Source organism: Halomonas sp. ML-15 (assembly GCF_014779595.1).
Classification (GTDB): Bacteria; Pseudomonadota; Gammaproteobacteria; order Pseudomonadales; family Halomonadaceae; genus Franzmannia.
Map to the genome: position 1 here is coordinate 604456 of NZ_JACXZT010000019.1, position 26158 is coordinate 630613.

General features: G+C 65.4%; 23 protein-coding genes and 1 other RNA gene. 12 read left to right on the top strand and 12 right to left on the bottom strand.

What is annotated here, in order from left to right; genetic code table 11:
* Nucleotides 1–44 precede the first annotated feature (44 nt).
* From gmhB to glyQ, 3 genes are all read right to left on the bottom strand, one after another.
* Nucleotides 45–614 carry a D-glycero-beta-D-manno-heptose 1,7-bisphosphate 7-phosphatase gene (gene gmhB, locus IEI94_RS14430; RefSeq protein WP_191167985.1) on the bottom strand — a complete coding sequence of 190 codons (570 nt, stop codon included), beginning with the start codon at nucleotides 612–614 and terminating at the stop codon, nucleotides 45–47.
* 199 nt (nucleotides 615–813) lie between these two features.
* Nucleotides 814–2880 carry a glycine--tRNA ligase subunit beta gene (glyS, locus tag IEI94_RS14435; protein ID WP_191169608.1) on the bottom strand — a complete coding sequence of 689 codons (2067 nt, stop codon included), beginning with the start codon at nucleotides 2878–2880 and terminating at the stop codon, nucleotides 814–816.
* Between the two features lie 2 nt (nucleotides 2881–2882).
* Nucleotides 2883–3845 carry a glycine--tRNA ligase subunit alpha gene (gene glyQ / locus IEI94_RS14440; protein ID WP_191167986.1) on the bottom strand — a complete coding sequence of 321 codons (963 nt, stop codon included), beginning with the start codon at nucleotides 3843–3845 and terminating at the stop codon, nucleotides 2883–2885.
* Between the two features lie 148 nt (nucleotides 3846–3993).
* On the opposite strand from glyQ, the gene rfaD reads away from it, so the two are divergent.
* Both rfaD and waaF read left to right on the top strand, forming a co-directional pair.
* Nucleotides 3994–4950 (top strand): ADP-glyceromanno-heptose 6-epimerase, encoded by a 957-nt coding sequence (gene rfaD / locus IEI94_RS14445; protein ID WP_191167987.1) that lies wholly within the window; start codon nucleotides 3994–3996, stop codon nucleotides 4948–4950.
* Entirely contained in the window at nucleotides 4943–5965 is a 1023-nt protein-coding gene (waaF, locus tag IEI94_RS14450) for a lipopolysaccharide heptosyltransferase II (RefSeq protein ID WP_191167988.1), read from the top strand. The genes rfaD and waaF overlap by 8 nt, the downstream gene beginning before the upstream one ends.
* 1 nt (nucleotide 5966) lies before the next feature.
* Here waaF and IEI94_RS14455 read toward each other — a convergent pair whose 3' ends face one another.
* Nucleotides 5967–7616 carry a sulfatase-like hydrolase/transferase gene (locus IEI94_RS14455; protein WP_191167989.1) on the bottom strand — a complete coding sequence of 550 codons (1650 nt, stop codon included), beginning with the start codon at nucleotides 7614–7616 and terminating at the stop codon, nucleotides 5967–5969.
* Between the two features lie 138 nt (nucleotides 7617–7754).
* Between IEI94_RS14455 and IEI94_RS14460 the strand changes: the two genes are divergently transcribed.
* Nucleotides 7755–8528 (top strand): glycosyltransferase family 2 protein, encoded by a 774-nt coding sequence (locus IEI94_RS14460; RefSeq protein ID WP_191167990.1) that lies wholly within the window; start codon nucleotides 7755–7757, stop codon nucleotides 8526–8528.
* Here the strand turns inward: IEI94_RS14460 and IEI94_RS14465 are convergent.
* Complete coding sequence (locus IEI94_RS14465) at nucleotides 8485–9558, bottom strand: glycosyltransferase family 9 protein (protein WP_191167991.1); 1074 nt, start codon at nucleotides 9556–9558, stop codon at nucleotides 8485–8487. The genes IEI94_RS14460 and IEI94_RS14465 overlap by 44 nt on opposite strands.
* Before the next feature lie 12 nt (nucleotides 9559–9570).
* Here IEI94_RS14465 and IEI94_RS14470 point away from each other — a divergent pair, with 12 nt between their 5' ends.
* Nucleotides 9571–10686 (top strand): glycosyltransferase family 4 protein, encoded by a 1116-nt coding sequence (locus tag IEI94_RS14470; RefSeq protein ID WP_224750151.1) that lies wholly within the window; start codon nucleotides 9571–9573, stop codon nucleotides 10684–10686.
* Here the strand turns inward: IEI94_RS14470 and IEI94_RS14475 are convergent.
* Both IEI94_RS14475 and IEI94_RS14480 read right to left on the bottom strand, forming a co-directional pair.
* A complete protein-coding gene (locus tag IEI94_RS14475) occupies nucleotides 10671–11378 on the bottom strand; it encodes a 3-deoxy-D-manno-octulosonic acid kinase (RefSeq protein WP_224750152.1) in 708 nt (235 codons plus the stop codon). The two genes, IEI94_RS14470 and IEI94_RS14475, sit on opposite strands and share 16 nt — an antisense overlap.
* Before the next feature lie 22 nt (nucleotides 11379–11400).
* On the bottom strand, nucleotides 11401–12063 hold the full coding sequence (locus tag IEI94_RS14480; protein WP_191167992.1) for a YrbL family protein: 663 nt from the start codon (nucleotides 12061–12063) through the stop codon (nucleotides 11401–11403).
* Between the two features lie 110 nt (nucleotides 12064–12173).
* Here IEI94_RS14480 and IEI94_RS14485 point away from each other — a divergent pair, with 110 nt between their 5' ends.
* The 3 genes from IEI94_RS14485 to waaA are packed head-to-tail and all read left to right on the top strand — an operon-like array spanning nucleotide 12174 to nucleotide 15965.
* Nucleotides 12174–13250, top strand: coding sequence for a glycosyltransferase family 9 protein (locus IEI94_RS14485; RefSeq protein ID WP_191167993.1), 1077 nt, complete (start codon nucleotides 12174–12176; stop codon nucleotides 13248–13250).
* Complete coding sequence (hldE, locus tag IEI94_RS14490) at nucleotides 13240–14670, top strand: bifunctional D-glycero-beta-D-manno-heptose-7-phosphate kinase/D-glycero-beta-D-manno-heptose 1-phosphate adenylyltransferase HldE (protein WP_191167994.1); 1431 nt, start codon at nucleotides 13240–13242, stop codon at nucleotides 14668–14670. Before IEI94_RS14485 ends, hldE begins: the two co-directional genes overlap by 11 nt.
* Complete coding sequence (gene waaA, locus IEI94_RS14495) at nucleotides 14670–15965, top strand: lipid IV(A) 3-deoxy-D-manno-octulosonic acid transferase (RefSeq protein ID WP_191167995.1); 1296 nt, start codon at nucleotides 14670–14672, stop codon at nucleotides 15963–15965. Before hldE ends, waaA begins: the two co-directional genes overlap by 1 nt.
* A gap of 4 nt (nucleotides 15966–15969) precedes the next feature.
* Here waaA and rpiA read toward each other — a convergent pair whose 3' ends face one another.
* Nucleotides 15970–16647 carry a ribose-5-phosphate isomerase RpiA gene (gene rpiA / locus IEI94_RS14500; protein ID WP_191167996.1) on the bottom strand — a complete coding sequence of 226 codons (678 nt, stop codon included), beginning with the start codon at nucleotides 16645–16647 and terminating at the stop codon, nucleotides 15970–15972.
* A gap of 143 nt (nucleotides 16648–16790) precedes the next feature.
* Here rpiA and ilvA point away from each other — a divergent pair, with 143 nt between their 5' ends.
* The gene (gene ilvA / locus IEI94_RS14505) at nucleotides 16791–18332 is read left to right on the top strand and encodes a threonine ammonia-lyase, biosynthetic (protein WP_224750267.1); all 1542 of its coding nucleotides are present in this window, start codon (nucleotides 16791–16793) and stop codon (nucleotides 18330–18332) included.
* A gap of 357 nt (nucleotides 18333–18689) precedes the next feature.
* Here the strand turns inward: ilvA and IEI94_RS14510 are convergent, their stop codons facing one another.
* The 3 genes from IEI94_RS14510 to IEI94_RS14520 form a co-directional block, all read right to left on the bottom strand.
* A complete protein-coding gene (locus IEI94_RS14510) occupies nucleotides 18690–19316 on the bottom strand; it encodes a 5-formyltetrahydrofolate cyclo-ligase (RefSeq protein ID WP_412030912.1) in 627 nt (208 codons plus the stop codon).
* Between the two features lie 28 nt (nucleotides 19317–19344).
* Nucleotides 19345–19529, bottom strand: a non-coding RNA gene (gene ssrS / locus IEI94_RS14515) — 6S RNA.
* Between the two features lie 58 nt (nucleotides 19530–19587).
* Nucleotides 19588–19887 carry a cell division protein ZapA gene (locus IEI94_RS14520; protein ID WP_191167998.1) on the bottom strand — a complete coding sequence of 100 codons (300 nt, stop codon included), beginning with the start codon at nucleotides 19885–19887 and terminating at the stop codon, nucleotides 19588–19590.
* A gap of 142 nt (nucleotides 19888–20029) precedes the next feature.
* Here IEI94_RS14520 and IEI94_RS14525 point away from each other — a divergent pair, with 142 nt between their 5' ends.
* From IEI94_RS14525 to ubiH, 3 genes are all read left to right on the top strand, one after another.
* The gene (locus tag IEI94_RS14525; RefSeq protein WP_191167999.1) at nucleotides 20030–20602 is read left to right on the top strand and encodes a UPF0149 family protein; all 573 of its coding nucleotides are present in this window, start codon (nucleotides 20030–20032) and stop codon (nucleotides 20600–20602) included.
* Complete coding sequence (gene pepP, locus IEI94_RS14530) at nucleotides 20603–21961, top strand: Xaa-Pro aminopeptidase (RefSeq protein ID WP_191168000.1); 1359 nt, start codon at nucleotides 20603–20605, stop codon at nucleotides 21959–21961.
* A 65-nt stretch (nucleotides 21962–22026) separates the two neighbouring features.
* Complete coding sequence (ubiH, locus tag IEI94_RS14535) at nucleotides 22027–23241, top strand: 2-octaprenyl-6-methoxyphenyl hydroxylase (protein WP_191168001.1); 1215 nt, start codon at nucleotides 22027–22029, stop codon at nucleotides 23239–23241.
* A 93-nt stretch (nucleotides 23242–23334) separates the two neighbouring features.
* Here the strand turns inward: ubiH and IEI94_RS14540 are convergent, their stop codons facing one another.
* Nucleotides 23335–24714, bottom strand: coding sequence for a uracil-xanthine permease family protein (locus IEI94_RS14540; protein WP_191168002.1), 1380 nt, complete (start codon nucleotides 24712–24714; stop codon nucleotides 23335–23337).
* A 210-nt stretch (nucleotides 24715–24924) separates the two neighbouring features.
* On the opposite strand from IEI94_RS14540, the gene IEI94_RS14545 reads away from it, so the two are divergent.
* A complete protein-coding gene (locus tag IEI94_RS14545) occupies nucleotides 24925–26139 on the top strand; it encodes a UbiH/UbiF/VisC/COQ6 family ubiquinone biosynthesis hydroxylase (protein WP_191168003.1) in 1215 nt (404 codons plus the stop codon).
* Nucleotides 26140–26158 lie beyond the last annotated feature (19 nt).

The window sequence follows — 26158 nt, forward strand, 5'->3', positions numbered from 1 at the left end:
TTTCAATGTCGGGGTTTTTTATTGTCGGCACGGTATTGCCTTGGTTATCGTGCGTCGACTAACCAGTCAGCGAAACCGCCCAGGTCATCGAAGATCCGTGTTTGGCCTTCTGGGGAAGCCAGTTCCGGATGCTTGGCCAGTGTTCGCTTGCCTTTTCCGGTGCGCACCAGGGCAAGGTGGCAACCCACGGCCTCACCCGCCTGCAGGTCTCGTAGGCTATCACCTACCATCCAGCTGCCTTCCAATGATTCCAGCTGCAGGGCGTGCTGTATTTGCTTGAGCATGCCCGGCAGTGGCTTGCGACAGTCGCAGCCATCATCGGGCCCGTGAGGGCAGTAGGCGATATGCGCTAGCCGGCCTCCGGTGTCGGCAATCAAAGCCTTCAGGTGCTCATGCATGATGCCGAGAGTGGCCTCGTCGTAGTAGCCACGCGCTATGCCTGATTGGTTGGTGGCCACGGCAACTGTCCAACTTGCCTGGCATAGCCGTGAGATTGCGTCGATAGCCTGGGGATAAGGCTCAAACTCGTCCAGTGACTTTATATAGTCGTCGGAGTCTTTGTTGATGACTCCGTCGCGGTCGAGAATCACCAAGTGGTCGGCTAGAGGTGGCATGGGGGTCCTGTTATTCACGGCTGGCAGTGAGACGCAGTGTTTCACGTGGAACATCGTCTGCCAAGGCTGAGGTAACGCACTGCCAATGCGTTTCCATAGCCGCGATGTTCCACGTGAAACATACGGCATGACGGCGTGGTGGCATAGAAAAGGGCCGGCGAGCATTGTTCGCCGGCCCCAACCTAGTCGCCTATCAAGCTTACTGCTGAAGCTCGGCGATATCTGCCACTTCAAGGAATAGTGATTGGAGTTCGGCGAGCAGAGCCAGACGGTTGTCGCGTACGGCTGGATCTTCGGCCATTACCATCACCTGCTCGAAGAAGGCGTCTACCGGCTCGCGAAGGGTCGCAAGGGCATCTAGAGCCTCGGCATAGCGGGCCTTGGCAAATAGCGGCATGACATGCTCGCGTTGCTGGGTAACTGCGTCATGCAGCGACCGCTCGGCGGGCTCTTGCAGCAGATTTGCCACTACTTGGCTACCAACGGCGCCTTCCTGCTTGGCGAGAATATTGGAAACGCGCTTATTGGCCGCAGCCAATGCCGCAGCCTCGTCGCGCTGAGTAAAGGCTTGTACAGCATACAGGCGGCGGGCGAAATCTAGCGGGCGTGTGACCGGGCGGGCGCGGACCGCCAGATAGCTCCCGACCGAGACGCCTTCGTCCTGGGCCCAGGCGCGAAAGCGCTCGAGCATATAGTCGAGCACATCGTCGACCAAATGATCCGCCTGGGGCAGGTCGCGATGCTGCGAGGCAGCCAGCTCAAGCAATTCACGCAGGTCGAGGTCGAGCTCGCCCTTGACCATGATGTTGAGAATACCGATGGCCGCGCGGCGCAGTGCAAAGGGATCTTTGGCACCGGTGGGGCGCTGGCCGATACCGAAGATGCCGGTCAGAGTATCGAGGCGGTCGGCCAGTGCCAGCGCCAGGCCGGTGCGGGACTGCGGGATCTCATCAGTGGCAAAGCGTGGCAGGTACTGCTCATAAAGCGCCTGAGCAACTTCCTCGGGCTCACCGTCCTGGCGGGCGTAGTAGCAGCCCATGATGCCCTGCAGCTCAGGGAATTCGAGCACCATTTCAGTGACCAGGTCGCACTTGGCTAGTCGTGCAGCACGCTCGGCATGGGCGCTATCGCCACCGATGCGTTCGGCGATGGCGTGTGCCACCACGGCGGTACGTTGTGCCTTATCGGCCAGCGAGCCGAGCTGCTGCTGAAAGACCACCTCGCCGAGACCTGCCTGGCGCTCTGCGAGTGGCGTCTTGCGGTCGATGTCATAGAAAAAGGCGGCATCAGCCAGACGCGGGCGAATCACCTTCTCGTTGCCGTCGATAACGCGTTCTGGATCGTGGCTCTCGATATTGGCGATGGTAATGAACAGTGGCTTGAGCTTGCCGTCCTCGCCGAGGAGATGGAAGTACTTCTGGTTGGCCTTCATCGAGGAGATCAGACACTCCGGCGGCACTTCGAGGAAGCGCTCATCGAAGCTACCGGTGAGCGCTACGGGCCACTCGACCAGGCCGCTGACCTCGGTGAGCAGCGCCTCGTCGATGACGGCCTGGGCGTCCAGTACTTCTGCCTCGGCAAGCACCTGCTCGCGAATACGCTCACGGCGGCGCTGACGATCTGCCAGGACATAGGCGTTCTCGAGTGCGCCGAGATAGTCGTCAGCATGGGCCAGCGAGATCGCGCCGGGGGCATGAAAACGGTGCCCATAGGTGAGGCGATCCGCCTTGAGGCCAAGTGTCTCGGCCTCAATCACGCGATCGCCATATAGCATCACCAACCAGTGGACTGGGCGAGAGAATTCAATGCGAGAGGCGCCCCAGCGCATGTTCTTGGGTACCGGAAGCGCCGCGATGGCCTTGTCGACGATGACCGGCAGAAGCCGCTCGATGGTGTCACCCTGCTGGCGTTCACGAAAGCCGAGCCAGGTGCCCTTGTCAGTTTCGAGGTGGATCAGGTCACTGACGTCGACGCCGCAGGAGCGGGCGAAGCCCTCGGCGGCTTTGGTGGGTTGGCCATCCTTGAAGGCGGCAGCCAGGGCTGGCCCTCGGCGCTCGATCTCGCGATCGGGCTGCTTGTCGGCCAGCTCGCTGATATGAACAGCCAGGCGGCGCGGCGAGGCGTAGGCGGTGACCTTGCCGAAGCTCACCTCGGCGTCGCTCAGTCCCTGGCGGATGCCGGCGGCCAGTGCATCGGAGAGGCGATCAATGGCAGTGGGGGGCAGTTCCTCGACCCCGAGTTCGACCAGAAGCGAGTGGAAAGCCATACTCATGCGTCTCCCTGTGTGTCGGCGGCGGCTGCGTCGAGCAGCTCGCGTCGAAGGGCGTCCGGTGCCATGGGGAAGCCGGCGGCCTTGCGTGATTCGTAGTAGGCGTGGGCCACGTCGCGGGCCATGGTACGCACGCGCAGTATGAAGCGCTGTCGTTCGGTGACCGAGATGGCGTGGCGCGCATCGAGCAGGTTGAAGGTATGCGATGCCTTGAGCACCATCTCGTAGGCGGGCAGCGGCAGGCCGGCTTCGAGCAGCTTGCTGCACTCGCGCTCCTGATGGTCGAAGGCGCCGAAGAGTGCCGGCACGTCGGCGTGCTCGAAATTATAGGCCGACTGTTCGCGCTCGTTCTGCAGATAGACGTCGCCATAGGTGACCTTGCGACCATCGGGCGCATGGGTCCAGATCAGGTCATAGACGCTGTCGACGTCCTGCAGGTACATGGCGATGCGCTCGAGCCCATAGGTCAGCTCGCCGGTGACCGGGTAGCACTCGATGCCACCGGCCTGCTGAAAATAGGTAAACTGGGTGACTTCCATGCCATTGAGCCAGACCTCCCAGCCTAGTCCCCAGGCGCCCAGAGTCGGGGACTCCCAGTTGTCTTCGACGAAGCGGATGTCGTGGACCAGCGGATCGATTCCGAGACGCTCAAGGGAACCCAAGTAGAGGTCCTGGAGGTTGGAAGGAGATGGCTTCATCACTACCTGGAACTGATAGTAGTGCTGCAGGCGGTTGGGGTTCTCGCCGTAGCGGCCGTCGGTCGGGCGGCGAGAGGGCTGGACGTAGGCGGCGTTCCAGGTCTCGGGACCAATGGCACGCAGGAAGGTAGCCGGATGAAAGGTGCCGGCACCAACTTCCATATCCAGCGGCTGCATGATCACGCAGCCGTGTTCGGCCCAGTATTGCTGCAGGGCGAGAATCAGCCCCTGGAAGGTTGTCACGTCTGGCGTCGACTGTGTCATTGCTGATGCACCGTTGGCCCATGAATTCAAGAACCGCCAAGTATACAATTACCAGCGAATCGGTTATAGGCGCGGCGCAGGAATGTCGCTCCGGCCATCGCCCCGACGCCTGCCTCGGCGGTGCGCGGCAACGGAAGAGGATACAGAGATGATCGTAGTGACGGGCGGCGCCGGTTTTATCGGTGCCAATCTGGTCAAGGCGCTGAACGCGCGTGGCCGCGAGGATGTGCTGGTGGTCGACGATCTGAGTGACGGAACCAAGTTCGTCAACCTGGCCGACTGCACCCTGGGTGACTACCTCGACAAGGACGATTTCCTGATGCGTGTCGAGGCCGAACTGCGAGGCGAAGACGCCAGCTTGCCAAGTATCGAAGCGATCTTTCACCAGGGTGCCTGCTCGGACACCACCGAGTGGGACGGCCGCTTTATGCTCGAGAACAATTTCGAGTACTCCAAGGTGCTGCTGCACTACTGCCAGCACAAGGGTATTCCATTTCTATATGCCTCCTCGGCGGCGACCTACGGCGGCAGCGAGGTGTTCGTCGAAGCGCCCGAGCACGAGCGTCCGCTTAACGTCTACGGCTACTCCAAGCTGCTGTTCGATCAGTATGTGCGGGCTCGCTGGGACCAGTTCGCCAGCCAGGTAGTGGGCTTCCGCTACTTCAACGTCTATGGGCCGCGGGAGCAGCACAAGGGCAAGATGGCGAGCGTCGCCTACCACCACCATACCCAGGTCAAGGCGGGCGAGAACCCCAAGCTGTTCGGCGCCTGGGACGGCTACGACGCCGGCATGCAGAGTCGCGACTTTGTTTATGTTGGCGACGTGGTTGATGTCAACCTGTGGTTCCTCGAGCATCCCGAGCAGTCGGGCATCTTCAACCTGGGTACCGGCCGCGCCGAGCCCTTCAAGGCCATCGCCGAGAGTGTGATCGACTACTACCGACAGGGTGATATTGACTTCATCGATTTTCCCGACGAGCTCAAGGGGCGCTACCAGAGCTATACCCGCGCCGATATCTCACGGCTGCGCGCCGCCGGCTACCCCTATGAGTTCAAGACCGTCGCCGAAGGCGTAGGGGACTATCTGGAGTGGTTGAATGGCTGATGCCGGTGAGCGGTTCCTGGTCGTAGGACCCTCCTGGGTCGGCGATATGGTGATGGCGCAGAGCCTGCTGATGACCCTCAAGGCGCGCCACCCTGGGTGCCGAATCGGTGTCGTTGCGCCGGCCTGGTCGTTGCCGATGCTGTCGCGCATGGCGGAAGTCGACGAGGCGATCGCCCTCGGGGTGGGGCACGGTGAGTTTGGCTGGCGGGCACGCCGGCAGCTGGCGGCAGCGCTGCGCGGGCGCTTTGATCGCGCCATCGTACTGCCGCGTTCGTGGAAATCGGCGCTGGTGCCATTTCTGGCGCGTATTCCACAGCGCCTCGGTTTCACCGGTGAACAGCGGGTGGTGCTGCTCAACCGGCGTCGCCATCTCGACAAGGCGCGGCTCGATCAGACCGTCAAGCGCTTCGTGTCACTGGGCTTGCCGGACCAAGAGGCGGCTAACGGCGACTTTGCGATTCCACGCCCGCGGCTGGCAGTGGACGCCGCCAATCTCGTCGAACTGCGCCTGGCCCTGGGACTCTCATCGCGCCCGGCGATTGGCATGATGCCGGGCGCCGAATATGGACCGGCCAAGCAGTGGCCGCCAGCCTACTTTCGGCAGTTAGCTGTTTGGCTGGTTGAGGCGGGGTATGAGGTACGGGTGCTGGGTGGCCCCAAGGACGTCGAGGATGGGGAGCAGATCGCCGCTGGGTTGGAGCACGTGCACAATCTGTGTGGAAAGACGCAGCTGGCGGATGCCGTGGATCTGCTGGCGGATTGCCAGCAGGTAGTGACCAACGACTCGGGGTTGATGCACGTGGCAGCAGCGGTGGGGACGCGGGTGCATGCCCTCTACGGCTCCTCGTCGCCCGACTTTACACCGCCGATGACCGCTAGGGCAGAGATCCATCGCCTGGGCCTTGCCTGTTCGCCATGCTTCGCACGGGTCTGCCCACTGGGCCACACCAACTGTCTTAACCAGCTGCTGCCGAAGCGCATCTTCGATGCGCTGATGGCCTCTCCTGCAGAGTAAGCTACATCACCGGTGGCAGCTCCTCCTCCTCCTCGCTGAGGCCCTCGTCCTGCTGCTGGCGAGCTGTCGGCGCCAGGCCATCCCATAGCCTCAATTGCAGCTCCCTCTCCTCGCGCAGCTTGGTGTTGATCAGCTCAATCTGATGGCGCTCGAGCAGCGTCTGGACCGGCGACAGCAGTGAAGCGCCGAGGCCGGCGCGGTGCTGATGAATCTCGAAGCCCATGGCCTCGAGGATAGTCGGGAAGACGTCGACCATCGACGACTCGCGCTCGATGCGCTGGGGCTCCAGATCGTTACCGAGCAGCATAAAGGTGTTGTCGCGGGGACCGGCAATCAGGTCATCCCAGGCCGAGACGCGCATGGTCAGGTGGTCGCTGGCGATCACCACCAGGGTGTTGTCGAGCAGTCCCTCGGCTGAGAGGTCTTCGAGCAGTTCACGGGTCAGCCAGGCGTTGCACTCCACCGAGTAGAGGATATCGACGCCGTCGAACTCACCCTGGCGGTCGAGGCAGCGCTGAGCCGGATGACCATAGGGGGCGTGGGCGCCGATGGTCAGGGTGGTGAGGTTCCAGGGCGCGTCGCCGGCGTCCAGTTCGCGTACCTCTTCGATGACGAAATCGAACAGGGTATCGTCGTAGAGCCCCCAGCTGTTGAGGTATTCGGGATCCTCCATGCGCGGGACCAGCTCCTCGCGACCGTAGACGGTGTCGAAGCCGTGACCATAGTAGAACAGCCCCTTGCCGGCGAAGACCTTGCTGGCCCCGCCCAGATAGGTTTGCTGGTATCCCTGCTCGCTGAGCAGGTCGCCAAGGCAGGTCACGCCGGGGACCACATCGTCGAGGGGTTCGAACTGACGGTCATGAAGCAGGCCCGCAGGCATCAGCGGGCTGCCGCACTGGCTGGCGATCATGCCGGCCATGGTCCAACCGGTGTTATCGATCTGACGAACCCCTTCGAAGACCTTGCCCTGCTCGCCGATCACGTCGAAGTCGGCATAGGCGTCGCCGAAGCGTTCACGGTCGGCATAGGTGCGCTCGATGCTCTCTATGTAGATGAATAGCAAGTTGGGCGGCGCATCCGGGGTGCTGTGGATCACAGGCTCTACATAGCGGCGGTCGAGCCAGGCACCATCATCGGCGACGATGGCGGCACTGCGCTGGGTAATGCCGTGGAGCAGCGGGTTGCTGGCCAGTAGCAGCAGCGCCAGGATGCGCTCAATCAGCCGCCAGCGATGATCGTTACGTACCAGCCAGGTAAAGGCGACGATAATGACGACCGCGCAAAGGGTAGAGGCAATGGCAGCCACGATACGGCTGGCACCGCCGTGGTCGGTCATCCCTGCTTGCAGATGGAAATAGATGGCACCCAGATCGACGATGCCGAAGCTGGCCGCCAGATAGACGTACAGCCACCACAGCAGCAGTGGCACCAGCGACCAGGGGATCACCGCCTTGGGCGGTCGCGGGTGACGCGGCGCGCCCCAGCGGAACAGATAGGCGATAAGCAGCCAAGCGGCGCCGACCAGGAAAAATGGCCAGGGGCCGAAGGGCAGCAGCGAGGCCGTCGCATAGGCCAGGCAGCCGCCCAGGAAGATCAGTGCCCACCAGCGTGGCTGGCGTAGCCTGGGGTTGCGGAGTACGGCAGGGATCATGGCAAGCGCTCGGCAGAGTCTGAGTGCCTCCTAGCTTAGCAAGGCTCGGCGCTGGCTCATACGCTTGCAGGCCTTGGGTTTGCCGGGTTCGCCGCGCAGCTCTACACTTGGCGGTTTGCCGACCTTGAAGGATGCCCCATGTCGTTGGCCGCGGTAGTGATCGTCAAGAACGAGGCCGAGCACCTGGCCGCTTGCCTCGAGACCCTGCGCTGGGTCGATGAGCTGGTGGTGCTGGATGCCGGCAGCCAGGATGCCAGCGTCGAGATCGCGCGGCGCTATGCCGATAAGGTAGCGGTGGATGCCGACTGGCAGGGCTTCGGCGTTCAGCGTCAGCGCGCCGAGGCGCTGGTAGAGAGCGACTGGGTACTGATGGTCGATGCCGACGAGCGGGTCACCCCTGAGCTGCGTGCCAGCATCGAGGCGGTGCTGGGTGAGGCGCCGGCCATCTACCGCGTGGCGCGTCTGTCATGGTGTTTCGGCGCCTATATCCGGCACGCCGGCTGGTACCCCGACCGCGTCGCGCGACTCTATCCGCGCGGGCGCGCCAATTACGATAGCGCCCTGGTGCACGAGAAACTCACCAACCCGCAGAAGCTGCCAGTGCGCGATCTGCAGGGTGATCTGCTGCACTTTACCTATCGCGATCTGCGCCACTATCTGGAGAAATCGGCCCACTACGCCCAGGCCTGGGCCGAACAGCGTGCCGCACGCGGCAAGCGTGGCAGTCTGGCGGCGGGTATTGGCCATGGGCTGGGCTGCTTTGTGCGCATGTATCTGCTCAAGGCGGGTTTTCTCGACGGCCGTGCGGGGCTGCTGCTGGCGCTGTTGTCGGCGCACTCGACCTTTGCCAAGTATGCCGATCTGTGGGTCAGGACCCGGACCGTACCGCCTGACGATCCAGCAGTGCGCTGATACGCAGGGCGGCATCGTTCAGGTCGATGCGCGACATGTCGCTCTCGCTGTGCTTGCCCGGCGGAGGGCAGAACGCCAGGCGTTGCTCGGCGGCGTTGCAGGTCTGCCAGCGCAGCGGCGTCGATGAGCGCTTGGCCGGATAAAAGCCGGCGGTGGCCATGTTGAGGCAGCCGGCCACGTGGAGTGGTCCGGTGGAGCCGGCGATCAATAGGTCGGCGGCGGCGAGTCCCTGTGCAAAATCGCGCAGCGTCGCCCGCGGCGGCACCAGTTGGGCGTCAAGCCTGTGTTCACCTAGTGCCTCGCAGAGCTTCTCGGCGGTCTGCTGCTCGCCAGGGCCGAAGGTCAGCAGCCAGTGTGGCGAGCACTGTGCATGCCGGGCGATGCCGGCCGCCAGGTGCGCGTACTGAGTGCTGTCGAGGTTGACCGCCGAACCGCCGCTGCCAGGGTGCAGGAAGACCCAGGGTCGAGCGAGGTCGAGGTCGAGGGTTTTTGCCAGGCGCCGTCGTTCGGCGTCACGCAGGCCTGCGTCGAGCGGCCAGTAGGGCGGTGCGACCTGCGGGGGGGTGATGCCCAGCTTCACCAGCAGCGCCTCGGCGAGCTCGAGATTGTAGCTGTACTCGGGCTTTAGCGAGCGCGACCTGCGCTGACTTACGCGATGGTTGTAGAATAGCTGAGCCCACTTGGTGGCCGGTGCCAGCCGTACCGGGATACCCGCGCGAAAGCCCAGCCAGCCGATGCGTGGTGTCGAGAACAGGGTCAGCAGCGCGTCGAAGCGAGCGGCGCGCAGCTGATCGAGCAGTGCGCGCTGCGCCTGGCGCGGCGCGCCGTCGCCGGGGTCGAGGATCACCGCGTCGATCCACGGGCAGGCCTCGGCCAGCGGCGCGGTGTAGGCCGGCACCAGGGCGGTGATATGCAGCCCTGCGTCGGCCCGCTTGAGGCACGCCAGGGCCGGCCAGGCGAGCATGAAATCGCCGAGTTTATCGTTACGCACCACCAGAATGCGCCGCGGCGCTGACGGGGAAGTGGTCATGGGAGAGTCGTCTTGTCGTACAAGGTCATGCACATCTGCCTCTCGAGCGGCTGGGGTGGTCTGGAAATGTATCCCTCGCGGATTATACCCGAGCTGCAGCGCCAGGGCTGGCAGGTCCACGGTCTGGCGCTAGCCGGCTCACGGGTCGCGGATAGCCTGCAGGCGGCGGGTATTACACCGCTGACGGTGGCGTCCCGGGGCCGAGCGCTGCTGGCTGTGCTGCGTATCCTGGACTATCTGCGCCGCCACGAGATCCGGGTGCTGCACTGCCATAAGTCCTCCGACCTACGCCTGGCCGCGCTGCTCAAGACGCTACGACCGGGCCTGCGACTGTTCTTCACCGAGCATATGGGCGTGACACGGCCCAAGAAGGGACTCTACCATCGCTGGGCCTACGGTAAACTGAGCAGAATGTTTTCGATCAGCGAGGCGACCCGGGCGCGCAACCTCAACGCCTTCTCGCTGCCCGCCGAGCGTATCCAGCGACTCTATCTGGGCATCGACCCTGGGCCCTATGCGAGCGGTGGCGACAGCGAGACGCTGCGCAGCGAACTCGGTGCATCCCAGGGGGAGCTGCTGATCGGCCTGCCTGGGCGCCTGACGCCGGGCAAGGGCCAGGATGTCTGGCTGGAGGCACTGGCCCTGCTGACCCAGCGGTCGCCGGCGCTGCACTGGCATGCGGTCATGATCGGCGGCCTGACCGCCAGCGAGGGGAGCGACGAGCCCTATGTCGCCCAGCTCAAGTCCCAAGTGGCGGCACTGGGGCTGACCGAGCGGGTCAGCTTCGCGGGCTTTCGCCGTGATCTGCCGCGCCTGCTGGGAGCGCTGGATATTGTCTGTATCCCCTCGACCAACGAAGCCTTCGGCTTGACGGTGATCGAGGCCATGGCCGCCGGGCGCCCGGTAGTGGGTGCCGACAGTGGGGCGATTCCCGAGCTGCTCGACAGCGAGGTCGGTCTCCTGGCCGCCCCCGACGACGCCGAGGCCTGGGCTGTTCAGCTGGAGGCCCTGGCCGCTGCCCCCGAGCTGCGCGAGGCGCTTGGGGCGGCGGCCGCTGGACGGGTGCGGCGCGATTTCACGCTCAGTGCCCACGTGGCGGCGCTCAGCGACGCCTACGCATCGGTATAACCGCGGCGAATGGCCTGCATGGCGCTCGGTGGGGCATTGAATTTGGCCAGTGAGCGCGCCAGGCGGTCGAGATTGGCTGCCTGCCAGGCCCCGGGCCGGCGTAGCCGGCAGCGGTCAAGGTCGATCAGCCACACCCGCATCTCGGCATCCACCAGCAGATTGCGGGCATTGAGATCGACGTGGTCGAGCCCGGCGGCGTGGAAACGGGCGATGGTGGCGCCGACGCGCTCGAGCAGCGCTGCGTCGGCGCTGGCGAGGTGCTCGGCCAGGGCCCGGGTGCCGGCCAGCCGCTGGGTGATGAGTGCCGCCTGGTAGCTCAGGCCTGAGCGCCATACGCAGGCTGCCACCGGCGGCGGCACCGGCAGGCCGCGGGCGTGGAGCTCGGCAATCAGACGCAGCTCGCGGAAGGCGCGGGTGCGCTCGAGGCCGGTCCACACATAGTGGGACGCGCTGAGTCTGGCGATCCATCCGCCGCGTCGGTAGTGACGTAGCACCCACTCGTGTCCATCGCCAGCATCCACGAATAGGCTGGTGCCGCGTCCAGGCGCTTGCCCCGTCACTCGACCTGCGCGCTGCCATGCCTCATAGTTAAAGGCCAGTGGACCGATATGTGGCAGCGTGCAGGCCCATGCTGCGGCGTGATCCTCGTAGAGGATCGTCATGGACTCGACATGGCGGGTGACCAACGGCATCTCACCTCCTGGTAGATTCCTGTCATGGGGGGGTGGCGGTGATCACGGCAGTTCTGCCAAGAGCTGCGTCAAAGGCTGACAGGAAGCGATGCTCAGCTTGCCGCTTCTTGTAAACATTTCTACCCGGCACCAATGCATACATTGGAACAAGGGTGTTGTCGCCCAGACCATCTACCAGTGCAAAGTAGTCGTTACCTTGAACATCTTGGCCGAGCACCAAGTTGTTATAACTCAAGTCGCCGACGATGGCGGTTGAAGCGATCAGCCGCTCGAAGAAGATGGCCAGTAGGTCGCGATGTCGGGGCTCTATCAGGGATTTGCCAAGTAGTTGAGATAAAGTCGGTGCAAGCCGGCCATTTACATCACGAATCGCTTCCACCACGAGGCCTACCCCAAGGTCGGTAGCGACGAGCCCATCAATGCGAGGCAGGTGGCGGGAGAGGAGGTCACTCGGGGTGTCCAGGATGCGAATATGCTCGCGTAATTCGCGTAGCTGACGTGTCAGCTGGAAGCGTGCCTTGAGGCGTGTCGGCGTTAGCCGGTGCTTGGGCTGCATCGATTCTCTGCCCTTGATGACTTTGATCAGCTGTCCAGGCTGCTCCGGGTGAGGATAGATTAGTCGCGATCCTCCGCTGGCCAGCGGTTGGGTGTGGGCGAGTCGAATGAGCATCGAAGCGTCTCGCATCTCTGGCGTTTCCTCGCTGGCATTGGTGAATGGCGAGCCGGTACGGTGTGACCGTTGTCGTGGTCTGAGGTTAGAATGCCATCCTTATTGGACGATATGTTGCCAACTGCATGAAGCATCCCCTGCCCGCCCAGCCCCGCCATATCGGCATCCTGCGCCTATCCGCGCTGGGCGACGTGTGTAATCTGGTGCCCACCGTGCGTGCCCTGCAGCGCCAGTGGCCCGAGGCGCGTATCACCTGGATCATCGGCAAGAGCGAGCACAGTTTACTGGCGGGCCTGTCCGGGGTCGAGTTCGTCGTCTACGACAAGGCCTCCGGCCTGGCCGGCATGCGTGCCCTGTGGCGTGAACTCGCCGACACGCGCTTCGACGTGCTGCTGCATATGCAGCAGGCGCTGCGCGCCAGCCTGCTGTCGCTGGGCCTCAAGGCCGGGGTACGGGTAGGCTACGACAAGGCCCGCGCCAAGGACGCTCAGCACTGGTTCACCCACCGCCAACTGGCGCCGCACCCTCGAGCTCACGTCGTCGACTCCTTTATGGACTTCGCTCGTCTGCTGGGCGTCGAGGACACCCGCCTCGAGTGGCACCTGAGCGTACCCGAGACGGCGGTCGAGGAAGCGCGGCGGTTGAGCGCTGGGCGGCGTTACCTGGTGGTCAGCCCCTGCAGCAGCGTGCGGGTGCGCAACTACCGCAACTGGTCAGCGGAGGGCTTCGCCGCCGTCATCGAGCACGCCTGGCAGCAGTATGGGCTGTTCACGCTGCTTACCGGCAGCGGCACCGCCAAGGAGCGCGAGATGTGCGAGGAGATCGCCACGCTGGTGCCGGACCGCGAGGCGCTGGTCGACGGCGTTGGCCGGCTGTCGCTCAAGGGGCTGCTGGCGCTGATCGACGAGGCCCAGGCGGTGATCGCCCCGGACTCCGGACCGGTGCACATGGCCAACGCCCTGAACACCCCGGTGATCGGTCTCTACGCCACCTCCAATCTGCAGCGTACTGGACCCTACGGCTGGCGCCACCTGGCGGTGGACCGCTACCCGCAGGCGGTGGCCCGCTTTCTGCACAAGGACGTCGAGACGCTCGGCTGGGGTGAGCGGGTGCGCCATCCGGATGCCATGTCACTGATCGCCGCCGACGACGTCATCGACCGTTTGGACACTCTGCTCACGGAGCCACGTGATGAAACTTGATCTCACCGCCCTGGAACATGCCCGCGTGCTGGTGGTGGGCGATGCCATGCTCGATCGCTACTGGCACGGCGGCACCTCGCGGATCTCCCCCGAGGCGCCGGTGCCGGTGGTCCGCGTTGAAGAGGCGGAAGATCGCCCGGGCGGCGCCGCCAACGTGGCGCTCAATATCGCCTCGCTGGGTGGCCACGCCGGCCTCGCCGGCCTGGTGGGGGACGATGACAACGCTGACCTGCTCGCTGCCTGCCTGGAAGACGCCGGAGTAAGTACTCACTTTCAGCGCAGCGCCGAAATACCCACGATTACCAAGCTACGGGTCATGAGTCGCAACCAGCAGCTGATTCGCCTCGACTTCGAGCAGGGCCTGGGCGACGTGGATACTCACCCGCTTACCGAGCGCGTTGCCGCGCAGCTGGGCACCGCCGACCTGGTGATCCTCTCCGACTACGGCAAGGGCACGCTGAACCGTATCGAAGAGCTGATTGCGCTGGTACGCGCTGCCGGCAAGCGTGTACTGGTCGACCCCAAGGGCAGCGATTTTGGCAAGTATCGCGGCGCCAGCGTGCTGACCCCCAACCTGACCGAATTCGAGGCGGTGGTCGGCCACTGCCGCGACGACCAGGAACTGGCAGCCCGTGGCGAGTCGCTGCGTGCCGAGCTTGACCTCGAGGCGTTGCTGATCACCCGTAGCGAGAAAGGCATGACGCTGATCCGCGCGGACCATGCGCCGCTGCACCTGCCGACTCGCGCCCGCGAGGTGTTCGACGTCACCGGCGCCGGCGACACCGTGATCGGCGTGCTGGGTCTGGCGCTGGCCGCCGATCACGGCTTCCCCGAAGCCATGACCCTGGCCAATCTGGCCGCCGGCCTGGTGGTGGCCAAGCCGGGTACCGCCACCCTGTCGATCGCCGAGCTGTATACTGCCCTGCATGGCGACAAGCTGGCCGAGTTCGGCGTGATTGCAGAAGCGCCGCTGATCGAGGCGGTACGCGCCGCCCAGGCCCGCGGCGAGAAGGTGGTGATGACCAATGGCTGCTTCGATATTCTGCACGCGGGTCATGTCGCCTATCTGGAGCACGCTCGCCAGCTCGGTGATCGGCTGATCGTGGCGGTCAACGATGACGCCTCCATCGGACGCCTCAAGGGCCCCAAGCGGCCGATCAATCCGTTGGCGCGACGCATGCAGGTACTCTCCGGGCTTGGCGCCGTGGACTGGGTGGTGCCCTTTGGTGAGGATACTCCGCAGCGTCTGATCGAGGCGGTGTTGCCGGATATCCTTGTCAAGGGCGGCGACTATCGGCCCGAGCAGATCGCCGGCGGCCAGGCGGTGCGCGATGCCGGCGGCGAGGTGCGGGTACTCGGCTTCGAGGACGGGGTGTCGACCACCGCGATGATCTCCACCATCCTCGACCGCGAGCGCTGATGGCGCGGGGCAAGCCCTGGGCGCGCTGGCTCTACTGCGCGGCGCTGCTGCTACTGGCGCCGCTGGCCTGGCGCCGGGTGTGGCGCGAGCAGCGTCCCGGGCGGGCGCGCCGCGAACGGCTGGGGCTGATCGCGCCGCCGCCATCACCGACCCTATGGTTGCACTGCGCCTCGCTGGGCGAGGTGATCGCCGCCCGGCCGCTGATCGAGGCGCTGCTCGAGCGCTATCCTGAACACCACCTCACGGTGAGCACCATGACCGCCACCGGCGCCGAGCGCATCGAGGCGCTGATCGCCGCCCGTCGTGAAGCGGGCCAGGCGGCGCGGCTGCACCATCGCTTCCTGCCGCTGGACTTCCCCGGCGCGGCGCGGCGCTTCGTGGCGCGGCTGGCGCCGGCGCTGGCGATCATCTTCGAAACCGAATTGTGGCCCAATCTGCTGGCCGCCTGCCGGCGCCGCGGCATCCCCCTGGCGGTGGTCAACGGCCGGCTGTCACCGCGTGCCTTTGCACGCTATCGCCATATTCGGCCACTGATGCAGGACGCCCTATGCGGCGTCGACTGGCTGGCGGCCAAGTCCGCCGATGACCTGGGCCGCTTCCGAGCGCTGGGCATGGCCGCGGCGTCCAGCCAGGCGGTGGGCACGCTGAAGTACGATATAAGCGTGGCACCGGAGCTTCGCGCCGGCGGCGAGGCGCTGCGCACCACCCTGGGCGACCGTCCGGTGTGGATTGCCGGCTCCACCCATCCTGGCGAAGAGGAGCAGCTGCTCGAGGCCCACGCCCGGCTACGCCGCTCCCAGCATAACGCCCTGCTGATCCTGGTGCCGCGCCATCCGCAGCGCTTCGACGCAGCGGCGGCGCTGTGTGAGGCCCACGGCATGCCGGCGGCGAGGCGCTCTCAGGGGCAGCTGCCGGCACCCGATGCGGCGGTCTACCTGGGCGATACCCTGGGCGAGCTGACGCTGCTCTATGGTGCGGCTGACCTGGCCTTCGTCGGCGGCAGCCTGGTGCCGGTGGGCGGCCACAACCTGCTCGAGCCGGCGGCGATGGGCACCCCGGTGCTCAGCGGCGAACAGCTGGCCAACTTCGCCGATGTGGCCGCGGTGCTCGATGAGGCCAGGGCCCTGGTGCGTGTCGCCGACGCCTCAACGCTGGCCACCACCCTGGCCGCGCTGTTCAAGGATGACGCCGAGCGGCTGCGGCTGGGCGAGGCCGGCCAGCGGGTCGTAGCGGCTAACCGCGGCGCGCTGACGCGCACCCTGGAGGTCCTGGATCGACTTCTGCCGAGTAAGTAAGTGCTTACTCAGAGGGTGTCAGGCGTTCGACGCCATTGGGGCCGCCGAGCAGCAGCACATCGGCACTGCGGGCAGCGAACAGGCCGTTGGTGACCACGCCGACGATGGCATTGAGGCGCGCTTCCATGGCCACCGGGTCGTCGATCATGAAGTCGTAGCAGTCGATGATCTGATTGCCGTTGTCGGTGACCACTCCCTGTCGGTAGACCGGATCGGCGCCCAGCTTGACCAGCTCACGGGCGACGTAGGAGCGCGCCATGGGGATCACCTCCACCGGTAGCGGAAAGGCGCCCAGGCGTGCCACGCGCTTGGAAGCGTCGGCGATGCAGATGAAGCGCTCGCTGCAGGCGGCGACGATCTTCTCGCGGGTCAGGGCCGCGCCGCCCCCTTTGATCATATGTAAGTGAGCGTTCACTTCGTCTGCGCCGTCGATATAGAAAGGCACGTTGCCGGTGCTGTTGAGTTCGAACACCTCGATGCCGTGGTCCTGCAGGCGCTTGGCGCTGGCCTCGGAGCTGGCCACCGCCCCCTTGAAGTCGTCGCGCAGCTCGGCCAGACGGTCGATAAAGCAGTTGGCCGTCGAGCCGGTGCCGATGCCGAGCACGGTGTCGCGGTAAAGATGCGGGCGGATTTCATCGATGGCGGCGGCGGCCACGGCATCCTTGAGTTCGTCTTGGGTCATGGGCAAATTGTCGCAGCTGGTGGATGAGGGCGCCGCCAGTATACGCCAGCCACCCGCCGCTGTGGATGGCGCGCTGGACGCCGGGGCGGCGGGAATGCTACCAATAGGGGTTTTCTCCGCCGTTTGCGGTTTGCGCTCCCGCGCTGCGTTACTCCCATCAGGACACCAGGATGCTCGAAGCTACCGTCAAGAAGATTCTCCAGGCCCGGGTCTACGATGCCGCCCGGGAAACGCCGATCTCTCCGGCCCCCTTTCTCTCCCGCCGTTTCAATAATCAGATCCTGATCAAGCGCGAGGACCTGCAGCCGGTCTACTCGTTCAAGATTCGCGGGGCTTACAACAAGATGACCCAGCTGAGTCAGGCGCAGAAAGACAAGGGCGTGATCGCCGCCTCGGCGGGCAACCACGCCCAGGGCCTGGCCATGGCCGCCAAGCTGATGGGGGTCAAGGCGGTGATCGTGATGCCGCGGATTACTCCCGATATCAAGGTGCAGGCGGTGCGCGCCCGCGGCGCCAAAGTAATTCTCAAGGGTGACGCCTTCTCGGCCGCCGCCGACCACGCCCGCGAGCTGGTGGCCGAGCACGGCTACACCTATATTCCACCGTTCGATGATATCGACGTGATCGCCGGCCAGGGCACCATTGGCGTGGAGATCCTGCGTCAGCACAGCGGCCGACTCGATGCGGTGTTCGTGCCGGTGGGGGGCGGTGGCCTGATCGCTGGCGTGGCGGCCTATCTCAAGTACCTGCGCCCCGATATCAAGGTGATCGGCGTCGAGGCCGAGGACAGCGCCTGTCTCAAGGCGGCCATGGAAGCCGGCAAGCGGGTGACCCTGGACCAGGTCGGGGTGTTCGCCGAGGGCGTGGCGGTGGCGCAGATCGGTGAGATGCCGTTCAAGATCATGCGCGACCTGGTCGACGAGGTGATCACCGTCAACACCGACGAGATGTGCGCCGCGGTGAAGGATATCTTCGATGACACCCGGGCGGTGGCGGAGACCTCCGGGGCGCTGTCGCTGGCAGGGCTCAAGAAGTACATCCAGCAGACCGGCGTCGAGGGCCAGACCCTGCTATGCATCAACTCCGGGGCCAATACCAATTTCGATCGTCTGCAGCATATCGCCGAGCGCACCGAACTCGGTGAGCAGCGCGAGGCGATCCTGGCGGTCACCATTCCCGAGCAACCGGGCAGTTTCAAGAAGTTCTGCAAGACCATCGGCAAGCGCATGGTCACCGAGTTCAACTACCGCTACGCCGACCCGGCCCATGCCCACATCTTCGTCGGCGTGCAGGTAAAGCCCGGTGGCGAGGACCGCCAGGCGGTGATCGATCGGTTGCGTGAGGCTGGCTACCCGGTGGAGGACCTTACCGACGACGAGCTGGCCAAGCTGCATATCCGCCATCTGGGCGGAGGTCGGCCCAAGGAGCACTTCGAGGAGGAGGTCTACCGCTTCGAGTTTCCCGAACGGCCCGGCGCGCTGATGAACTTCCTTACTCACCTGCCGGCAGACTGGAACATTTCACTGTTTCATTATCGTAACCACGGGGCCGCCTATGGTCGCGTGCTGGTCGGCATGCAGGTGCCCAACGGCGACCGGATTCACGTCGAGGAGTATTTCGACGCTATTGGCTATCGCTACTGGAAAGAGTCCGACAACCCGGCCTATCGACTGTTTATGGCCTGATCCATAACACCCTGCCATAGTAAGCACCAACTTACTCGCTGCTGCCGATATAGCAGGGGGTTGATGCGCTAATCGTGGGATTGAGACGGTTGTTTTTGTCGCCCTTGAAGCCTATAGTCAGGCTGTCGTCAAGGGCGACATTAACGTTTCCGAATGTAACAATTCCACGGAGCTATTCATGAAGCGCAAGCCCGATCTGGTCATGGCATTGGCGCTGCTGTTTGTCTTAGGCGTTGTGGCCACTGGCTACGCCCAGGCACTCGCCGGCAGTTGAGCAGGCCTCCCGTCATGGCAGTGCCATGACCAGAGAACGACCGAGCCGATACGGGGTAACCCGTATCGGCTTTTTCGTGCGGGCTATGCCCGTGGCGGGCGTATCACCGCGGTGTCGCTGACGATGGCATCCAGCGGAATGTCCCAGCCGGCGCTGGGCAAGGACGCGACCTGTTGGCAGGTGTGGGCCACCCCTATCAGGTGCGGCCGCGGTCCGCGGCGGCGGGTAAAGGCGAAGCTGCGGTCGTAGAAGCCGCCGCCCATGCCCATACGCTGGCCATGGGGGTCGAAGCCCACCAGCGGCAGCAGCACCAGGTCCAGCGCCCAGGCGGGTAGGCGGCGTGCGCGGTGCGCGGCGTGACGGGTACAGGGCTCGAGAATGCCGAAGCGATTACGCACCATTGGCGTGGCGGCGTGGTAGCGGACAAACCATAGGCGGTTGTCGGCCAGCGGCATGAGTACCGGCAGATAGGCATTGGCACCGCGACGGCGCAGCCAGTCAAGCAGCGGGGTGGGGTCGATTTCGCCATCATTGGGCAGGTAGAGCGCCACCCGGCGGGCGCGCTGCAGTTCTGGCAGGCGGCGTAGCTGTCGGCACAGGCGCTGGGCGGCGTCGCGTTGCTGACGGGCGGTCAGGGCGCGTCGGCGCTGACGCAGCTCACGGCGTAGCAGGCGGCGCTGTTCGGCAAGGGGCGAGATGGCGTTGGTCACGGAGCAGATATCGCGCGAAAGGGGTGAGGAGTTCTCCAGAGTGCCGCTGTCATTCTGGCCCTTGAACCCATTGGTTCAAGGTGGGTGGCCGCAGACAGACCGTCAGGCTTTCCGTCGCGCGGACATGCACACGGGTCTGTCTAGCATTTGGCCCCCTGGGTACTGCGCATAGGCTCGAGGGACTATAACGACTGGCGTACACCCCAGAGAACGCCTTCATCCTAACAGAGGCGGCGGTCGCACCAAAGCAAGGACTGGGATTAGTGGCACCTCAGCGTGGCGCGACGTCGGCCACGGCGCGATCGAGGCGCTCGCCGAGTCGCGCCAGGGCTGCATCGCCGTCCTTGCGCTCGTCGAGGGCCTGCAGCAGTTCGTGGGTGATATTGAGCGCTGCCATGAGGGCGATCTTCTCGGCGCCGAGTACCTTGCCGCGGGCATGGATACCGTGCATTGCACGATCCAGGTAGCGAGCCGCACGATTGAGCTGCTCCTGCTCCTCTGGCGGGCAAGCGATTACGTAGCCGCGCCCCAGCAGCGTGATCTCAGTGGTCTGCCGGCTGTCATCGGTCATGGTGCGCTCCCGGGCTTGGGATGAGGGTGGGCCAAGAATGGGGCAGATGCGTTAGGCTATGGCTATTCAACCATCATAAGAGAGCCTTACGCAGGCGGTCAACGCGCCTGCCGGCTCGACGTAGCCCAACGGACCCACCGCTATGCCATTGATTAACGAACAGCTCAGCTTTTCCGACGTCGCCGATGCCTTCCTGGTACACGGCAGCATGCAGTCACCGGCCTTCCTCGATGGCCGCCTTGCCGCTGGACTGGCCCTCCACGACCTTGCCGCCGAGGCGTGGCTCAACGAACTCTGCGATGCGCTGGGCGTCGACCAGCCCCACGACCAGGAGAGCGCCGAGGTACTGCTGGCCTGGCGTCGCCAGAGCCTCGAGGCGCTGGTCGGCGAGGCGCTCAACTATGAACCGCTGCTGCCCGACGAGATGTTCTCGCTGGCCGAACGCGCCCGCGGGCTGCAGGAGTGGACGCTGGGATTTCTGGAAGTGCTCAACGATGTCGATCCCGAGCGCCGCCAGGAGTGGTCAGCGCCGCTGCGCGAAGCCCTCGATGATCTCGAGGGGCTGGCGGCCATCGATACCGAACTCGAGGAGAGCAGTGAGAACGAGAACGATCTGTTCGCCCTCACCGAACACGTGCGCATGGCGGCCATGCTGCTCTACACCGAGCAGCATCCCGGCAAGCCCCAGGTCGAACAGACCGAGGAGCCCCACTGAATGCCGACTCACGCTGCCCAGACGCTGCCCCCTGCCCTACCGCGCCCGGCGCCAATCAGCCAGGCCGAATATCGCCGCCGCCGCCAGACCCTGATGGCAGCGCTGGCGCCCAACAGCGCCGTGCTGCTGCCATCGGCGGGGCTGATGACCCGCTCGCGTGACAGCGAGTTCGCGTTCCGCCAGAACAGCGACTTCCACTATCTGACCGGGTTTCCTGAACCGGACGCCCTGCTGCTGCTGCTGCCGGGGCGCGAGGCCGGCGAGTGCGTGCTGTTCTGCCAGGACAAGGACGCCACCCTGGAAGCCTGGACCGGCATTCGCTTCGGCGCCGCCGGCGCCGAAGCCGAATTCGGCATCGACCAGGCGTTCGAGAATGCCGAGCGCGAGGCGCATCTCGCCGAGCTGCTCGATGGACGCGAAACCCTCTACCTGCCCCTCGATGACGCCGAGGCGATGGCCCTGGCCGAAGCGGTCCGCGGTGAACTGCAGGGGCGTCGCCGCCAGGGCGCGGTCGCTCCCCGCAGCTTCTGCGACCTGTGTCCACTGATCCACGAGCAGCGTCTGATCAAGAGCGAGACCGAGCTTGCGCTGCTGCGCCATGCCGCCGAGATCTCGGCGCTGGCCCACGTGCGCGCCATGCGCGCGGCGGCCCCGGGGCTGCACGAGTACCAGCTGCAGGCGGAGCTGGAGCACGAGTTCGTGTGGCACGGCGCCAGTGGGCCTGCCTATGCCAGCATCGTCGGCGGTGGTACCAACGCCTGCGTGCTGCACTACATCAGTAATCGCGATGCGCTGCGCGACGGTGAGCTGGTGCTGATCGATGCGGGCGCCGAGTTCGACCTCTACGCCGGGGATATCACCCGCACCTTCCCGGTCAACGGCCGCTTCAGCGAGGCCCAGCGCGCGCTCTATGAGGTGGTACTGGAGGCCCAGGAGCGAGCGGTAGCGGCGGTGGCCCCAGGAGCAACGCTCAAGGCGATCCACGACGGCGTGGTGCGCGATCTGACCCAGGGGCTGCTGGCACTGGGCCTGCTCGAGGGCGAGCTGGAGATCAATATCGAGAGCGAGGCCTACCGCCGCTTCTATCTGCACTCCACCTCGCACTGGCTGGGGCTGGATGTCCACGATGTCGGCGACTACCGCCTCGGCGGCGAGCCGCGGCCGCTGGCGCCGGGCATGGTGCTGACCGTTGAGCCGGGACTCTATATCCCCGACGCCGACGACATACCCGCCGAGTTCCGTGGCATCGGCATCCGCATCGAGGACGATGTTGCGGTGACCGAGCACGGCCATGAGGTGCTCACCGCCGGTGTGCCCAAGCAGGTGGCTGATATTGAAGTGCTGATGATCAGTTCGTGACCAGTGGAGAGCATGGCGAAAACTGGTTTACGTAAATTACGTAATGTTGGCGAGGTGCACTACGCATGCAACAGGCAGTCTCACGGGTGGATATCGCCATCGTCGGTGGCGGGCTGGTGGGCGCCAGCCTGGCGGCGGCTCTGGCGCCGCTGATCGAGGAGCAGGGGCGCAAGGTGGCGGTGATAGAACCGGCCACCCTGCCTTCGAGTATAGACGCCGAGCCGCCAGTGCAACCCAGCTTCGATGCTCGCGCCAGTGCTATCGCCCAGGGCTCCTGCGAGCACTTTGCGCAGCTCGGGCTATGGTCGCAGCTAGCCGAGCAGGCCGAACCGATCCACACCATCCATATCAGCGAGCGCGGGCGGCTGGGGGTAACCCGGTTAAGCGCCGAGGAGCTGGGGGTGTCAGCCCTGGGCCATGTGATACCCAACGCCTGGTTGGGGCGGGTGCTGCACCGCCGGTTGGCGACACTGCCCCTCGACTGGCACTGTCCGGCGCGGGTCGAGCGCATTGAGCCGCAGCCGGGCGGACATCGCCTGACGCTGTCGGATGGCGCGACCCTGGAGGCAGCGTTGACGGTGCTGGCCGACGGCGGCCGCTCGGGGTTGAAGGAGCAGCTGGGTATCGCCAGTCAGGCCACCTCCTATGACCAGGTGGCGCTGATCGCCAACCTCGAGGTCAGCAAGCCGCACCGGGGCATGGCCTTCGAGCGCTTTACCGCGGATGGCCCACTGGCGCTGCTGCCGCTCTCAGGCCAGCGCATGGAGCTGATCTGGACCCACCGGGCGGGCAGCGAGACACAGACCCTGGCGCTCGACGATGGCGACTTCCTGGCGCGGTTGCAAAAGGCCTTTGGTGACCGTGCCGGGCGCTTCCGGCGGGTCGGCACGCGCCACTGCTATCCGCTCTCCCTGGTCACCGCCGAGGAGCCAACCCGGCCGGGGCTGGTGGTGCTGGGCAACGCCGCCCATGCGCTGCATCCGGTGGCGGGCCAGGGCTTCAACCTGGCGCTGCGCGGGGTGATGGACCTGGTAGCGGCGCTGGAAGCCGCCCAGCAGCGCGGGGCCGGGCCGGGCAGTGCCGAGACGTTGGCCGACCTCGAGCGGCGCCGCAGTGGCGATCGCCACAACGTGATTCGCTTCAGCGACGGCCTGATTCGGCTGTTCGGTATCGACAACGGCTGGCTCTCCCACGCCCGCGCCGCGGGCCTGGTCGGGCTCAACCTGGTGGGACCGCTGCGCCGCACCCTGGCACGCCGCGCCATGGGGTTGGAGCGCTGAAGCGCCGATAGCCACCAGCAGCAACGCCGAGGGCCCGGCAATATGTTGCCGGGCCCTGGGCATTTCGCGGCGAGCAGTGCCCGCCACGCCAGTTTACTGCTTGGGCGTCATAGCGTCGGCAGCGGTGGCCGTCTCGTCGGCCTCGATGGGCTCACGCTTCGGCTTGCCAGGGAGAATAGCGTCCAGCAGCAGCGCCGCCACTGCCGCCGGCACCAGCCCCGACTTGAGCAGCAGGCCGGCCTGACCTGGCATGGTCTCGGAGATCGCTTCCACCGCTGGCAGACCGATGCCGAGGCTCAGAGAGACGGCGATGATCAGCATCGCACGCTGGTCGAGTTTGCACTCCTGGATAATCTTCAGTCCCGCCGAAGCGATCATACCGAACATCACCACGCCGGCACCGCCCAGCACCGCATGGGGCATGGCGGCGACCAGGCCGCCCAGTTTCGGGAACAGGCCCATGCAGATCAGCAGGATGCCACCGATGGTCACCACGTGACGGCTGACCACGCCGGTCAGAGTGATCAGGCCGACGTTCTGGGCGTAGGCGGTGTTGGGCAGGGTGTTGAATATCGCGGCGAAGGAGGTGGCCACGCCGTCGGCCATGACGCCGCCGGAGAGTTCGCGATCCTTGGCCTGGCGCCCGGCGCCGCCGATGGTGATGGCGGAGATATTGCCGATGGTCTCCAGCCCTACCACGAACATGATCAGGGTCATGCCTATGATGGCGGTCAGTTGGAACTCGAGGCCGTACTGGAGGGGCTTGGGCACCGAGAACCAGGCGGCGTCACCGACGCTTGCGAAATCCACCATGCCGAGCAGGATCGCCAGGAGATAGCCGCTTGCCAGGCCTATCAGGATAGAGGCCGCCTTGAGGAAACCGCGTCCGAACTGGTGTGCGCCGATGGTCACGACCAGCACGAAGAAGGCCAGACCCAGGTTGGTGGGGGAGGCAAAGTTGTCGCTACCGATGCCGCCGGCGGCGTAGTTGAGGCCCACTGGCATCAGCGTGATGCCGATCAACAGCACCACGATGCCGGTCACCACCGGCGAGAACCAGTGGCGGATCTTCTTGAGAAAGGCCCCCAGGCCCACCTGCAGACAGCCTGCCACCAGGGAGGCGCCGAGCACGGCGGGCAAGCCGAAGGTGCCGGCCAGGGGCAGGGCTACCGGGAGGAAGCCGAAGCTGGTGCCCTGGACGATGGGCAGGCGGGCGCCGACGGGGCCTATGCCGATGGTCTGGACCAGGGTGGCGATGCCGGCAACGAAGAGGGCGACCTGAATCAGGAAGATCTGTTCGCCGGTGGTGGCACCGATCACCCCGGCGATGATGATGGGCGGCGTTACGTTGCCGGCGAACATCGCCATGATGTGCTGGATGCCCAGGGGGATCGCCTTGCTCAGCGGTGGCATGGCGTCAGGATCCTGATTGATGGTGCGCGAGGGCCGCAGGCCCTGTTCGGGGTTACTCATGGGATAGCCTCTACTGTGCACTGTTTTTGTATACTTTAAATTGGCCGTTAATGAGCATCAGATGCCTTTTGTTGTGTACACAAAATAGACGTCTGTGAAAAACATTTCCAGCGCTTTTGCGTATCTGGCGCTGTTGACGTGCGCTGACTCGAGTGCGCTGCGCCGGCGTGAGATACTCGACGCTATCGGTCAGTCGTGAAGGAGACGCCCATGCAGGCGCAAGTGATCATCGTCGGTGGCGGCATGGTGGGCGCCAGCCTGGCGGCGCTGCTGGGCCAGGCCGGGATGGCGGTGACGGTCATCGACGGGCGCAGTGAACCGCTGCCGCAGCCCTGTGTGCCGGGCGATACGCCCTCGCCGCGGGTCAGCGCCCTGACGCCGGTGTCGCAGCGGCTGCTGGAGGGCCTGGGCGTATGGTCGCGGCTGACGCGGATCACGCCCTATGACGGCATGCAGGTGTGGGATAGCGAGGGCAGCGGCGAGATTCACTTCAGCGCCGATCAGGCTGGCGTGCCGCAGCTGGGCCATATCGTCGAGAACCAGGTGGTGCTGGCGGCCCTGGAGTCGCGCCTCGGCGAACTGCCGAGTGTTACCCAGCGCTTTGCCGCGCGGGTCACCGGCTGGCGCGAGGGCGCAACCGGCCACACCCTGACCCTCGATGACGGCAGCGAGTTGAGCGCGCCGCTGGTGGTGGCCGCCGACGGCGCGCGCTCGCGGCTGCGCGATTTGGCCGGCATCGAGACCCGCGAGGCCGACACCGGCCAGCGTGCGCTGGTGACGACGGTGCGTGTGGCGCATCGCCACGGCGGCGTTGCGCGGCAGATATTTCTGCCCACCGGGCCGCTGGCGTTTCTGCCGCTGACCCTGGCCGGGCAGCCGCACTACTGCTCGATCGTATGGTCGACGTCACCGGGCGAGGCCGCGCGGCTGACCGGTCTGTCGCGGACGGCGCTGAGTTCAGCGCTGTTCGAGGCCTTCGAGGGGCGGCTGGGCGACGTCGAGGTGATCGATGACGCCATCGATATCGCGCTGGTGCAGCGCCATGCCCGCGACTACGTGAAGCCGGGCTTGGCGCTGATCGGCGACGCCGCCCACAGCATCCACCCGCTGGCCGGCCAGGGCGTCAACCTGGGCCTGATGGATGCCGCGGTCCTTGCCGAGGAGCTTATCGAGGCGCAGCGCCGCGGGGCGGCGCTCGGCGATCCGCGCATCCTGTCGCGCTACGCCCGCCGGCGTCGCGGCGACAACGCCGCCATGCTGGCGCTGATGGATGGCTTTCGCGTGCTGTTCGGGGCGCGCCACCCGGCGCTGACCCTGGCGCGTAACGTCGGGCTCTCCGGCGTGGATCGGCTGATACCGTTGAAACGACTGATCATGCGCCAGGCCATCGGCCAGCGCGGTCGGCTGCCGCGAGCGTGCCGCTAAATCGCGCGACCCCCTGCGC